The sequence below is a fragment of the Curtobacterium sp. MCSS17_008 genome, assembly GCF_003234185.1.
Lineage (GTDB): Bacteria > Actinomycetota > Actinomycetes > Actinomycetales > Microbacteriaceae > Curtobacterium.
In genome coordinates this window covers 1-13,267 of record NZ_QKSM01000004.1, presented here as the reverse complement: position 1 = coordinate 13,267, position 13,267 = coordinate 1, and the positions used below count along the sequence as shown (strand labels likewise).

The window sequence follows — 13,267 nt, the reverse complement described above, 5'->3', positions numbered from 1 at the left end:
AGGGTCGGACGGGAGGCCCGTGGCGGCGCCGCCACGGGCCTCCCGTCCGTCACCCGGCACGGTCAGCGCGCCGGTGGCGGCCCCGATCTGGACGATCACGGACGGCGGCGGCGCGATCCGGCAGCGGCGGAGGGTCTGCGGGGAGCAGGTCGATCGTCGCTTCGAACCCGGCCGCGCGCACGAGCCGTTGCAGCGCGGCGAGCGAAGGCTCACGCCGCCCGTTCTCGTACGTACTGATGACGCTCTGGGTGACGCCGGCCCGGGCGGCGAGCTGCACCTGCGTCAGGCCGGCACGCAGCCGGGCGTCACGGATGAGTTCGGACGCCACGACCGGCTGGGGCCCACGGGCGGGTGCTTCGACCATCCGTGAACGATAGCGAAATGCGAAATTTCGCGGCCCAGTAGTACATCACTCGCGGGGGCGATCCCCTCCGCGGCGTCAGTCGCGCTGGGAGACGTCCGCGCGGTGGAAGTTCAGCGCCGATCGCGACGGCGTCGGGCCGCGCTGCCCCTGGTAGCGGGACTGGTACTCGGCCGAGCCGTAGGGCTTGTCCGCCGGGCTCGACAGCTGGAAGAAGCAGAGCTGGCCGATCTTCATGCCCGGCCAGAGCTTGATCGGCAGGGTCGCGACGTTCGACAGCTCGAGGGTGACGTGGCCGGAGAAGCCCGGGTCGATGAAGCCCGCCGTCGAGTGGGTGAGGAGGCCGAGGCGACCGAGCGAGCTCTTGCCCTCGAGCCGCGCGGCGATGTCGTCGGGCAGGGTGACGACCTCGAACGTCGAACCGAGGACGAACTCCCCCGGGTGCAGCACGAACGCCTCGTCCGGGTCGGTCTCGACCAGGCGGGTGAGCTCGGGCTGGTCCTCGGCCGGGTCGATGTGCGGGTACTTGTGGTTGTCGAACAGCCGGAAGTACTTGTCGAGCCGGACGTCGATGCTCGACGGCTGGACGAGCGAGGGGTCGTACGGGTCGAGCCCGATCCGGCCTTCGGCGAGCTGGGCGGTGATGTCGCGGTCGGAGAGCAGCACGCAGGAAGCCTAGCGGCAGGGTGTGGTCGCCGATATGCTGCGAGGCTGCCCTCCCGGGGCGGCGGACGACGGCCGTCCGACCGGCCGACCAGGGGCGACGATGACCGACACCGCTTCCGAGTACACCGTCGAGGAACTCGTCGTGCCGACGACGATGGACGACGAGCCCGACCGGGTGCAGGCGTTCCGCGACTGGCTCGCCGTGTCCGACGCCGCCGAGGTCGCCGTGCACGGGCTCCCCGAGCTGTCCTGGACCCCCGCCGAGTACCTGCCGATGTGCCACGAGCCCGGCGCACCGAGCCGCCTGTTCGTCGTACGCGACGCCGCGGGTGAGGTCGTGGCCTCGGGCGCGTACGACTCGAAGACCGAGCCGGGCACGACGAACTGCTGGCTGTCGCTCGGCGTCCGGCCCGACCGGCAGCGCCGCGGCATCGGGACGCTGCTGGCCGACCACCTGGAGGGCGTCGCCCGGGCCGAGGGGCGCACACAGTGGAAGACGTACGCCGTCTCGCGCCAGGTCGGCCCCGGCGACGGGCCCGGGTACGTCCCGGCACCGACCGGCTTCGGCGCTGTGCCCGAGGACGAGGCCGGCGTGCGGTTCCTGACCGGCCGCGGGTGGCGGTTCGGTCAGGTGAACCGGATCAGCCGGCTCGCGCTCCCCGCCGACGCGTCGGTGGTCCGGGAGCTGCACGAGCGAGCGGAGACCGCGGCCGGCCCCGGGTACCGGGTGCACGTGTGGACGGGACCGACGCCCGAGCGGTGGCTCGACGGCCTCGCCCTGCTCCACACCCGGATGAGCACCGACACCCCCGAGGGCGACATGCAGGAGCCGGAGGACGTCTGGACGGCCGAGCGCGTCCGGGAGTCCGAGGGGCAGCTCGCCACCGGTCCGCACACGATGCTGACGGTCGCCGTCGAGCACATCGAGAGCACCACCCTGGCCGGTTTCAGCCAGATCAAGGTGCCGGACGCCGCAGGTCGGGCGGTCATGCAGTGGGACACGCTCGTGCTCCGCGAACACCGCGGGCACCGACTCGGATGGTTGCTCAAGGTGGTCGGGATCGAGACCGTCGAGCGGGACTTCCCGGAGCGGCCGTCGATCGTCACGTTCAACGCCGAGGAGAACCGTCCGATGCTCGACGTCAACGAGGCGGTCGGGTTCGTCGGGGTCGGCAGCGAGGGCATCTGGGAGCACCGGGACTGACCCGACCGGGTCGGTGCGGCCGCCGCCGGACTGGGATCGGGGTGTCAGGCGGCGCACCTACCATTGGACGGTCATGACCGTCACGTCAGCCACCACGCAGCCCGGGGACACGGCACCCGATCCCGCCCCCACCTCCGCGCGTTCCACCACCGTCGCGACGGTCCTGGTCATCGCGATCCCCCTCGCCGTCGCGTGCGCCGTGCTCGGCATGACCCTGACCGGCGCCTTCACCGCGTCGCAGCAGCTCGTCTCCGCCGGTGACCTGGTCGAGTACGGCCTGCCGATCGCCCGCGTCGTGCACGACACCACGGCCGCGCTGACGATCGGTCTGCTCATCGTCGCCGCGTTCGCGTTGCCCGCCAAGAAGGCCGACCACGGCACCATGTCGAGCGTGCAGCACCGCGCCGCACGGTGGGCTGCCGCGGCGGGCTCCGTCTGGTTCCTCGCCGCCGTCGTCGGCATCGTGCTCACGGGCGCGAACACCCTGGGCGTGCCGCTCACCAGCCCGGTGTTCGCCCGTAACTTCCTGCTCTTCGCGTTCCAGGTCGAGATCGGACAGGCGCTCGTCGTCTCCGCCGCCGCGATCCTGGTCGCCACCCTCGTCGCAGCCTTCGCCACCCGGGCCACCACGCTCGCGGTCGCGACCGTCGCCGGGCTCTTCGCGCTGCTGCCGCTCGCGCTGTCCGGGCACGCCGCCGGTGCGCTCGAGCACGCGAACGCCGTCAACTCGCTCGCCGTGCACCTGGTCGCCGTCTGCGTCTGGGCGGGCGGCCTGGTCGCCGTCCTGCTGCTCCGCACCCGGACGAAGGGCGCCACCGGACGCGTCGTCGCCCGCTACTCGACGCTCGCGGGCTGGGCCTTCGCCGCAGTCGCGTTCTCCGGCATCGTCAACGCCTCGCTGCGCCTGACCGGCCCGGCCGACCTCGTCACCACCACCTACGGCTGGCTCATCACCGTCAAGGCACTCATCCTCGTGCTGCTCGGGCTGGCCGGCGTCGCCCAGCGCCGCAGGCTCGTGCCGGGGCTCCTCCGCGCCCCGCTCGACCGCGGGCTGTTCGTCCGGTTCGCCCTGGCCGAGATCGTCTTCATGGCCGTCGCCATCGGCGTCTCGGTCGCGGTGTCCCGCTCGCAGCCGCCGATCCCGCAGACGCCCGAGACCGGGCAGGACACCCGTTCCGGCCTGCTCGGGTACGAGTACCCGCCCGCGCAGACCGTGCAGACGTACCTGACGCAGTGGCACATCGACTGGGTCTACCTGGCCGTCGCCGTCGTGGGTGCGGGCTGGTACCTGCTGTCGGTCCGCAAGCTCAAGCAGCGCGGCGACACCTGGCCGGTCGGCCGGACCATCGCCTGGCTGCTCGGCTGCGCGCTGTTCATCTGGACCACCTCGGCCGGCCCCGCCGTCTACGGCATGGTGCACTTCTCGTCGCACATGCTCCAGCACATGCTGCTCATGATGTTCGTGCCGCTGCCGCTCGTGCTCGGCGGCCCGGTGCTGCTCGCGCTCCGCACACTGCCGGTGCGGAACGACGGCTCGCGCGGCGCCCGCGAGTGGCTCATGCTCTTCACGCACTCGCGGTACATGCAGTTCCTCGCGAAGCCCGCCGTCGCCGGCGTCATCTTCGCCGGGTCGCTCGTGGTGTTCTACTTCACCCCGGCGTTCCAGTACGCCATGCAGTCGCACGAGTGGCACGTCGTGATGGTCGTCCACTTCGTGTTCAGCGGCTACCTGTTCTTCTGGGTGTTCGTCGGTGTCGACCCGGGCCCGAAGCGTCCGCAGTACCCGATCCTCATCATCGCGCTCCTGGCGACCCTGGCCTTCCACGCCTTCTTCGGCGTCGCAGTGATGACGTCGCAGTCGGTGTTCGCCGCCGACTGGTTCCACGCGCTCGGGCAGACCGACGACCGGGCGCTGCTCGACGACCAGCACACCGGCGGCGGGATCGCCTGGGGCGCCTCCGAGCTGCCGATGGTGTTCGTCGCGCTGCTCGTGGTGCGCAACTGGGTGCGGACCGACAAGCGCGACGCGAAGCGCCTCGACCGCAAGGCCGACCGCGACGGTGACGCCGAGCTGAAGGCGTACAACGAGCGCCTCGCCGCCATGAACGACCGCGACCAGGGCTGACCCGGCTCCGGCGTTCGGGGACGGGCGCTGCCGCTCAGTCCCCGTGGACGTTCAGTCCCCGTGGACGATGCAGACCGCGTCGAGCTCCATCGAGGCCTCGAGCGCGGCGGTGACGCCCGCCTCACCCGCGGGACCGAACGGCGTCACGGTGTCCACCCACCAGAGCGGGGTCGCCAGGGTCGGGGCGTCCGGCAGGATCCGCTGGACCTCGTCCAGGGAGTCCACCCGCCGCACCCCGAGCACCGTGATCACCGGGTGCGACGCGTCACGGCAGACCTGCAGCACCGGGCCGTCGTCCAGTGCACGGACACCCCACGCCTCGTCGTGCAGCAGCAGCGCCTCGGCGACGTCGCGCGTCTCCACCGGTCCACGGCAGAGCAGCGTCACGTCACGCGGCACCCTGACCGCCCGTCGTCCGTCCGGAGCCGGCGTGGGCCCCGTGCGCGCGGTCGCCGCGGTCGTGCCCGTCGAGGGTGCCCTCGTCGTGCGCGGGGTCGAGCGGGGCACCACCGACGAGCTGCAGGAAGCGGTCCTCGTCGATCCGGTCGAGGAACGCCTCGAGCGCCTCCCACCCGTCGTCGAAGCGGACCACGAGCCCGCCCCCGCCGAACACCGAGGTGGTGGTGCGCGGTGGCGGCCACACGCCGCCTCGGTCCAGGAACTCCGTCGCCTCCGCGCCGATGACCACCGCGAGCGGCTCCGGTTCACCGTGCGACACGGCGCGCACCAGGTGGTCCGCGTCACCGCGGCGCTGCATGACCACGCCGAACACCGGCTCGACCTCGTCCGCCACGCGGTGCACCGCGTCCAGCAGCCGCGACGCGAGCGCCGGGTCGGCACCGTCCTCGGGGATGGTCAGCACGGCGGACATCGTCTCCACGACGACGCCGTCGAGCAGGTGCGCGGTCATCGTCGCCGAGAACCCCTCGCCCACCGCGTACGACGTCGAGACGGCCGGCGCCTCGTGCTTGGCGTACTGGGTGACGACCCACCGGTCCCACGGCACCGTCAGTGGCTCGCTCGTGCCCCAGCGCGTCGGGCAAATGCCGACGGTGTCGCACAGGGCCTCGATCGCGGTGCCGATGTCGATCGCGCGGTCCGCGTGGTGCCGCAGCGTCAGGTCGATGCTGATCTGCCGGACCGAGTCCGACGACACCGGGTGCTCCGGTGAGGGCGTGCCGACGAGCTCCGGCCCGCGGTGCACGAAGTCCTCGATGCCCGACGCCAAGACGCCCGTACGGCCGTCCCGCAGGGTGCCGTCGAAGTCGTCCACGGCCCATGCGGCCTGGTGCGCGCCCAGCGCGTGCCGCAGGGCGGGGGTGAGTGATGCCTCCCGGCCGGTGCGGAGCACGACCGTGCGTCCCGACTCGGACGCTCGACGCAGGAGTGAGGCGAACGAGTCCGTCAGCCACACGACCGGCGAGGCGGACCGGACCACGATGGCGGGGCCGACCACGTCGTCGATGAGGGGATGCCTGACCATCCGGTCCTCCTCGGGGTAGGGCGTCGGAACCCCCTGGACGCTACACACGGCCACGACACCTGTCCGTCAGCCCGGGCACCTCACAGGGGAGACACGGCCACCGGACGGTGGGCCGACGCCAGCGGTTCCCGAGCGACGCGCCAGCGGTGGTCGGGCCGCGCCGGTCGGGAGGTCCGGGTCACCACCGCCACGGACCGTGCGGCGCGCGTTCGGCTGGCATCCAGCGGAGAATCCGCTAGGCTTGCTGCGTCCCGTTCGACGGGATGCGCGAGTGTAGTTCAATGGTAGAACTCCAGCTTCCCAAGCTGGTAGCGCGGGTTCGATTCCCGTCACTCGCTCCGATTCTCCCCCTGGCCCCGGCCGCCGGTCCTGCAGCCGAGCGGGACTGCTCACGCACGGGCCGACGCCCTCGAGGCTCGTCATCCGGGTGCGGACTGTCCTCGGCGCGCAAGCCGCAGAACGCGGATCATCGTTGCCGATCAGGGCGTGGCCGATTCGGTTGGAGCGCGTCAACGCCCGTAACTGAGGGATTCTACAGCTTCGACGGCCCTGTCCATCCCCCCGAACGAGGGTCGGACCGGCCCCCGGACGCGGGCCTACCTTCCGCTGGGACAGAACCCTCAACGGAAGGAACGCCATGCAACGACGCTCGGCAATGCGGGTCGCAGCGATGTCCGTCGCCGCCGGGACCGCCCTGGGAGGCGCCCTCGTGGTCGCGAGCCCCGCAGCAGCGGCACCGGGGGACGCGGCAGCCGTCGGGATCAGTGCGGACGTTGCGCTGCCCGACCTCGCCGGCCTCCTCGGGCTCACCGCCGACGTGTCCGCCGGTGCCGTCTCGGTCACCGGTTCCGGGACGGACGAGTTCGACGGCGACGCCTCGACGCTCGTGCAGGCAGCGGTCGCCGACATCGGTGCGGACGTCGTCTCGACGTCTGCCAGCAGCGACGCCGCACGGTCGACCGCGTCGGCCGACATCGCCGGTGCATCCATCGAGCTGCTCGGCCTCGACGTGCTGACCGCCGCCGCCGCGACCGCCACCGCGACGTGCCCGGTGGGCGGCACCCCGACGAGCGACGCACTGCTCACCGGCCTGACCGTGCTCGGTGAGACCGTCACGCTCGACGCGGACACGCCCACGGTCTCGACCTCGACGGCGCTCACCGGCGACCTGGCCGGCGTCACCCTGACCGTCGACCTGGTCCGCACGACGACCACCACGGCCACGACCGCCGCCGCGACCTCGGTCCTCGCCACCGTCACCCTCGACGGCACCGTCGCCGGCGTCACCCTGGCCGACGACGCCGTCGCCACCGTGGTGCTGGCGCAGGCGAACTGCGAGACCCCGACCGCCGCCGCGGCGCCGGTCACGGTCGCCGACATCACCCCCGGCACCGGCCCCACCACCGGCGGCCAGACCGTCACGATCACGGGCGACGGCTTCGGGGACGACACGACGGTCACGTTCGGCGGCGTCCCCGCCACCGACGTCACCGTCGCGGACGACGGCACGTCGCTCACCGCGGTGACGCCCGCGGGGACCGCCGGCGAGACCACCGTGGTCGTCACGAGCGGCGGTTCGTCGGACAGCCTGCCCTACGTGTACGTCGCCCCGACGGTCACCGCGCTCTCGCCCACCGAGGGTCCCACCGCCGGCGGCACGACCGTGACCATCACCGGCACGGGCCTGCAGGCCGCCGACGAGGTCCGCTTCGGTGACGCCCTCGCCGAGGTGCAGTCCGTGTCCGACGACGGGACGAGCATCGTCGTGACGTCACCGGCCGGCACCGGCCTCGTGGACGTCACCGTCGGGTTCCCGGGCGACACCACGCTCACCGCCCCGACGCAGTTCCGGTACGTGGCGCCGGCCGCCGCGGCGACCGTGACCGGCGTGACCCCCGCCTCCGGGCCGGCCGCAGGCGGCCAGACCGTCGTGATCAGCGGCACCGACCTGGCCGGCACCACCGAGGTCACCTTCGACGGCGCCCCCGCGACCATCGTCGGTGAGCCGACCGACACCTCCGTCACGGTCACCACGCCCGCCGGCACCGTCGGCACGGCGGACGTGGCCGTCACCGGCCCGGGCGGCACCACCGTCGCCGAGGACGCCTACGCCTACCTGCCCGTCCCCGCGGTCACCGGCGTCACCCCCGGCTCCGGCCCGACGACCGGCGGCACGACCGTGACCGTGGACGGCGACGGCTTCGTGCCGGGAGCGATCACCGTCACGATCTGCGGGGTCACCATCGACCCGGCCGACGTCACGGTCTCGGAGGACGGCACCGCGCTGACGTTCACCACGCCGGCGTGCGACGAGGGCACGACGGCGATCACCGTCAGCACCCCGGGCGGCACGAGCGACGCGCTCGCGTTCGACTACGTCGTGGTCGGCGACGGCACCGCCGGTGGGACCGGTGGCACCACGGTCACCGTCGGTGACGGCAGCGGCACCGGGACGTCCGGCAACCTCGCCTTCACCGGGTCGGACCCGCGCCCCGGCATCGCGGCGGCGATCGCGCTGCTCCTGCTGGGCGCCGTGACGGCGGTCATCGGGTCGCGGCGTCGCCGACAGGCCTGACCAGCGACGAGCGCCGGTCGACGGCGACGAGGGCCGGGTCCGCACGACAGGTGCGGGCCCGGCCCTCGTCGTCGGCGGCGTCGTCCCGGCGAGCCGCAGCGACGTACCCGCTGGAGGACACCCCGCTCACCGAGGAACGGGTCAGGGTCGGGGTCGGGGTCAGAGCATGCTCCGGTTCCCGAACGTGGGGCTTGCCCGTCGGCGCGGAGCCGTCTTGACTCGACCGGGAGCACCGTGCTCCGCGCAACAAGGAGAAAGCAGATGCGCTCACTCGTCTACACCAGCACGCAGACCCGTCCGATCACGGACTCGGAGCTCGCGCAGATCCTCGCCGTCGGCCGCGAGAAGAACACGCGACTCGGCGTGACCGGGATGCTCGCCCACAAGGGCGACAACTGCATCGGGATCCTCGAGGGCGAGGACGACGTCGTCCACGCCCGGTTCGAGCAGGTCCGCATGGACCCTCGCCACACGAACGTGCGCGTCCTGCTCGACGAGACGATCCAGCAGCGGTCGTTCCCGGACTGGTCCATGGCGTTCCAGTCCCTCGACCCGCTCATGCAGCAGATCCCGGGGTTCAGCGACCTGTTCACCGCCGGGCGTCCAACCGATCCGGCCTTCGCTGCGTCACGTGCCCGGGGCTTGCTCGAGTGGTTCCGCAAGCACCCGCTCGCCCCCCTGACCTCGCAGCGGACCATCGACGAAGAAGCGCCGAAGACCCGGGCGATCAACGGAGCCATCGCCGTCATCCACGACGGCGGGGTCTCCCGGTTCTCGGTGGAGGCCGTCGCCGAACGCAGCGGCATGACCGTCGCGCAGATCACCGAGCTCTTCCCTGCCCCGCACGCGCTGCTCTCCGCCACGGTCATGCGCTGGACGCGGGCGGTGTCCCTGCCGCTGCAGCCGCTCGCCGCCGAGAAGGGCACCGTCGCGTACCTGCACGCCCTGCTCGCGGCGCACGCCGAGGAACCGGCGCTCATGCGACTGGTCGCGTCGAGCCTGACCGTCGCGACCGACCCCTCGGCCGACGGCGCCGACTACTACCGGTCCGCGTACCTGGAGTTCCGCGAGGTGATCCGCCAGGCCCTCGCCGAGGACGTCCGCACGGGCCGGGAGCCGGCGACGATGGACCCGGTGCGGGGCGCGCAGCAGCTGCTCGCGCTCTACGACGGGCTCCGCCTGCAGTCGCTCCTGACGAACGACACCGACGTCGTCGACGCCTTCGACCGCGCGGCGACCCGCATGCGGCGCGGCTGGTCCGAGCAGTACGAGCAGCCCGCCTACTGGGAGATCCCGGTCGCCGCACGGTGACGAGGGCGACGGCAGCACGGCGGCTGCTGCCGTGGCGCGGCCGCCGGCTCCCGCTCCGTCACGACTGGGTGCAGAAGCCCTCGGTGCGGTCACTCGGACCGATCACGATGACCGTGTCCCCCGACTGCGGCACCGTGTCCGCACCGGCCGGCTCCCACCGTCCGGCGGCGGTCTTCACCTTCACGATGGTGACGCCGAACCGCCGCCGCACGCCCGCCTCGTCGAGTCGCTTGCCGACGATGCTCTCCGGCACGATGGTCTTCGCGACGACGAGGTCCTGGTCGAACTCGACGTAGTCGAGCATCGATCCGCGGACCAGGTGCGCCGCCCTGCGCCCCATGTCGGCCTCGGGGAAGACGACGTGGTCGACCGCGAGCTGCTCGAGGATCAACCCGTGCTGGGCGCTGATCGCCTTCGCCCAGATCGTCGGCCCGCCCATCCGCTTGATCAGCGACGTCGTGAGGATGCTGGCCTGGATGTCGGTCCCGATCGCGATGACGACACGGTCGAAGTCGGCGATCCCGAGCTGCTCGAGGACCGCCTCCCGCGTCGAGTCGGCCCGGACCACGTGGGTGAGGACACCGTTGTGCGCCTGCACGATGTCCTCGTCCGTGTCGATGCCGAGCACCTCGGTGCCGGAGCGGACGAGCTCCGTGGCGAGTGCGCTGCCGAACCGGCCGAGGCCGATGACGGCGACCGTGTCGGGGCCACGGCCCCGTCGGGTCCTGGAGAAGAGGTGGTCAGCCAATGATCGGACGCTCCTTCGGGAGTTCGTAGAGACGGGAGGTGCGGCGGAGCGCCAGGGACGAGGCGAGGGCGACGGGACCGAGCCGTCCCATGAACATCAGGGCCACGAGGATCAGCTGCGCCGCCCTCGGCAGGTCCGCCGTGATCCCGGTCGAGAGCCCCACGGTCGAGAACGCGGAGATGACCTCGAACAGGACCCGGTCGAGCCGGACCGTGGTCATCAGCATGATCGCGAACGTCGCGGTCACCACGACGGCCACGGCGACGAGCGCGACGGTCAGCGCCTCCCGGTGCGTCGAGCGGGGCAGGCGCTTGTTGAACATGTTGACCGCCGCGTCGCCGCGGAGCTCGGCGAGGACGATGAAGAGCAGGACGGCGAACGTGGTGATCTTCAGACCGCCGCCGGTCCCGGCCGGGCCCGCGCCGATGAACATCAGCACGTCCGTCACGAGCCAGCTCGCCGGGTGCATCGCGCCGATGTCGATGTTGTTGAACCCGGCGGTCCGCGGCATCACCCCGGCGGTGAAGCCGGCCAGCAGCCGTTGCTCGGGTCGGAGGGCGCCGAGGGTGGCCGGGTTGGTCCACTCCAGCGCCGTGAGGACCGCGCCGCCGAGGAGCAGCAGGACGCCCGTCCCGACGACGACCGTCACCGTGTTGAGCGTCCACGTCCGGGGTCGACGCCCGCGGACCAGCTCCATCACGACGGGGAAGCCGAGACCGCCGATGATGATCGCCGCGCAGATCGGCAGGCACACCCACGGATCGGTGGCGTACGCGACGAGACTGTCCGACCTGAGCGCGAAGCCGGCGTTGTTGAACGCGGAGACGCTGTGGAACACGCCTTCCCAGAGCGCGGTGCCGGGAGGGTGCCCGTAGGCGGTCGCGAAGCGTGCGGTCAGCAGGACCGTGACCGAGGCCTCGACGACGAGCGTGATCGTCCCGACGCCCCGGAGCACCCGCCGCACGTCCCCGAGGGCGACGCTGTGCGTCTCGTTGACCGCCGTCAGCCGGGTCCGGAGCCCGAGTCGCCGCGCGACGAGCAACCCGAGGAGCGTCGCGAGCGACATCACCCCGAACCCACCGACCTGGATGAGGACCAGGATGACCACCTGCCCGAACGGTGACCAGAACGTCCCGGTGTCGACGACGACGTGGCCGGTGACGCACAGTGCGCTGGTCGCGGTGAACAGGGCGTCCACGAGCGGCGGCACGGTTCCGCTGCTCGTCGCGATCGGCAACGACAGCAGCGCCGTTCCGGCAGCCAGCGCCGCCGCGAACGCCGACGCGATGAGCCGACCCGGACGGGTGAGCGCGTTGCTGGGCCGCACCACTTCAGCACCTTCCGCCGTGATCGGGATGTCCCGGGCCGATCGTAGCGGCGGTCGGCGGACGCGACGTACCGCGGCGGCCTCGAGGCGGCTGCGGCGACGCCGAGGCCCGGTCACCGGCGTTCGACCAGGGCACCCCGCGGGCCGTGCGGCGAGCCGGCCCGGGCGCGTGTCGTAGCCTGACGCGGTGCACCCGAACCGTCCCGCACCGCACGTGGTCGTCGGCGGCGGGGTCGTCGGCGCGGCGACCGCCCACGCCCTGACCGCCCGCGGCGAACGCGTCCTGCTCGTCGAGCAGCACGGGCGCGGGCACCACGAGGGGTCGTCGCACGGTGCGACGCGGATCTTCCGGCAGGGCTACACCGACCCGGAGTACGTCGCCCTGACCACCCGGGCGCTGACGCTCTGGGAAGCACTCGAGAGGGCATCCGGCACCACGCTCCTCGACCGCACGGGAGCGGTGGACCACGGGCGCCCCGACGTCGTCGACGCGATCGCCGCCGCACTGTCGGACGCGGGCATCCCGCACGAGACGCTCACACCGCAGGACGCCGCGGCCCGCTGGCCCGGCATCTCCTTCGAGGGCCACGTCCTCGCACACGCGACCGCGGGACGCATCCGTTCGGCCGACGCGATCGAGGTCTTCCTGACGCTCGCCGAGCGCACCGGTCTCGCCGAGCTCCGCTTCGACACCCGGGTCACGGCGATCGACGACCACGGCGCGGACGTCACCGTGACGCTCGGCGACGGTACGGCGGTCCGCACGCCGAGCGTCGTCGCCGCCGTCGGGTCCTGGGCGCCCACGCTGGTGGGCGACCTGCTCGTGGAACGCGGGGCGCGCCTCCCGGCCGTGCGCGTCACCCAGGAGCAGCCCGCGCACTTCCCCAGCCACCTGCCGGACCAGGCCTGGCCGTCGTTCGTGCACTGGGCCGACGGCGACGACGTGTACGGACTGCTCACGCCGGGCGAGGGCGTGAAGGTCGGGTTCCACGGCACCGGACCGGTCGTCCATCCGGACGCCCGCGACCACCTGCCGGTGACGGCCGAGGCCGAGCGGCTGCAGGCGTACGTCGCGCGGTACGTGCCGGGGGTGGACGCGACCCGTCCGACGTTCATCAGCTGCCTGTACGACACCACCCCGGACGAGGACTTCGTCATCGACCGCCGCGGCCCGCTGACGGTGGCGACCGGGTTCTCCGGGCACGGGTTCAAGTTCGCGCCGCTCATCGGCGAACTCGTCGCCGACCTGGCGACCGGCGGCGCACCGCACCCGCGCTTCGCCCTCTGACCCCGGCACCGGGCTCCGGTGCCGGGGTCAGCAGGTCGATCGGTCAGACGAGCGGGTAGTCCCGCGGTGTCCGCTGGACGGAGACCCAGTGCAACCGGGTCAGCTCGTCGATGATCCAGTCGCCGCGGAACCTGCCGAGGCCGGAGTTCTTCTCCCCGCCGAAGGGAGCGTTCGCCTCG

Annotated in this window: 11 protein-coding genes and 1 tRNA gene; 6 read left to right on the top strand and 6 right to left on the bottom strand. The window is 72.6% G+C overall.

Annotated elements, in window-relative coordinates:
* Positions 1-49: 49 nt before the first annotated feature.
* Both DEJ23_RS05805 and dcd read right to left on the bottom strand, forming a co-directional pair.
* Entirely contained in the window at positions 50-364 is a 315-nt protein-coding gene (locus DEJ23_RS05805; protein WP_111239335.1) for a helix-turn-helix transcriptional regulator, read from the bottom strand.
* A 75-nt stretch (positions 365-439) separates the two neighbouring features.
* Positions 440-1,027 carry a dCTP deaminase gene (gene dcd / locus DEJ23_RS05800; RefSeq protein WP_111239334.1) on the bottom strand — a complete coding sequence of 196 codons (588 nt, stop codon included), beginning with the start codon at positions 1,025-1,027 and terminating at the stop codon, positions 440-442.
* 100 nt (positions 1,028-1,127) lie between these two features.
* Here dcd and DEJ23_RS05795 point away from each other — a divergent pair, with 100 nt between their 5' ends.
* Positions 1,128-2,231, top strand: coding sequence for a GNAT family N-acetyltransferase (locus DEJ23_RS05795; protein ID WP_181429140.1), 1,104 nt, complete (start codon positions 1,128-1,130; stop codon positions 2,229-2,231).
* A 73-nt stretch (positions 2,232-2,304) separates the two neighbouring features.
* Positions 2,305-4,356 carry a cytochrome c oxidase assembly protein gene (locus DEJ23_RS05790; protein WP_111239332.1) on the top strand — a complete coding sequence of 684 codons (2,052 nt, stop codon included), beginning with the start codon at positions 2,305-2,307 and terminating at the stop codon, positions 4,354-4,356.
* 51 nt (positions 4,357-4,407) lie between these two features.
* On the opposite strand, the gene DEJ23_RS05785 is transcribed toward DEJ23_RS05790, so the two are convergent.
* Positions 4,408-4,719 carry a hypothetical protein gene (locus DEJ23_RS05785; RefSeq protein ID WP_146240201.1) on the bottom strand — a complete coding sequence of 104 codons (312 nt, stop codon included), beginning with the start codon at positions 4,717-4,719 and terminating at the stop codon, positions 4,408-4,410.
* 25 nt (positions 4,720-4,744) lie between these two features.
* Positions 4,745-5,839, bottom strand: a complete 1,095-nt coding sequence (locus DEJ23_RS05780) for a DUF6177 family protein (RefSeq protein WP_111239330.1) — start codon at positions 5,837-5,839, stop codon at positions 4,745-4,747.
* 267 nt (positions 5,840-6,106) lie between these two features.
* Between DEJ23_RS05780 and DEJ23_RS05775 the strand changes: the two genes are divergently transcribed.
* The 3 genes from DEJ23_RS05775 to DEJ23_RS05765 all read left to right on the top strand — a co-directional run bounded on the left by DEJ23_RS05775 (position 6,107) and on the right by DEJ23_RS05765 (position 9,725).
* Positions 6,107-6,177: transfer RNA gene (locus tag DEJ23_RS05775), tRNA-Gly, on the top strand.
* Between the two features lie 299 nt (positions 6,178-6,476).
* Positions 6,477-8,414 (top strand): IPT/TIG domain-containing protein, encoded by a 1,938-nt coding sequence (locus DEJ23_RS05770; protein ID WP_111239329.1) that lies wholly within the window; start codon positions 6,477-6,479, stop codon positions 8,412-8,414.
* A gap of 261 nt (positions 8,415-8,675) precedes the next feature.
* A complete protein-coding gene (locus DEJ23_RS05765) occupies positions 8,676-9,725 on the top strand; it encodes a BLUF domain-containing protein (RefSeq protein WP_111239328.1) in 1,050 nt (349 codons plus the stop codon).
* A 58-nt stretch (positions 9,726-9,783) separates the two neighbouring features.
* On the opposite strand, the gene DEJ23_RS05760 is transcribed toward DEJ23_RS05765, so the two are convergent.
* Both DEJ23_RS05760 and DEJ23_RS05755 read right to left on the bottom strand, forming a co-directional pair.
* Positions 9,784-10,473, bottom strand: coding sequence for a TrkA family potassium uptake protein (locus DEJ23_RS05760; protein WP_111239327.1), 690 nt, complete (start codon positions 10,471-10,473; stop codon positions 9,784-9,786).
* Positions 10,466-11,800: a TrkH family potassium uptake protein gene (locus DEJ23_RS05755; RefSeq protein ID WP_258375277.1), complete on the bottom strand. Its 1,335-nt coding sequence runs from the start codon at positions 11,798-11,800 to the stop codon at positions 10,466-10,468. The genes DEJ23_RS05760 and DEJ23_RS05755 overlap by 8 nt, the downstream gene beginning before the upstream one ends.
* A gap of 187 nt (positions 11,801-11,987) precedes the next feature.
* Here DEJ23_RS05755 and DEJ23_RS05750 point away from each other — a divergent pair, with 187 nt between their 5' ends.
* A complete protein-coding gene (locus DEJ23_RS05750; RefSeq protein ID WP_111239326.1) occupies positions 11,988-13,088 on the top strand; it encodes an FAD-dependent oxidoreductase in 1,101 nt (366 codons plus the stop codon).
* The last annotated feature ends 179 nt before the right edge of the window (positions 13,089-13,267 follow it).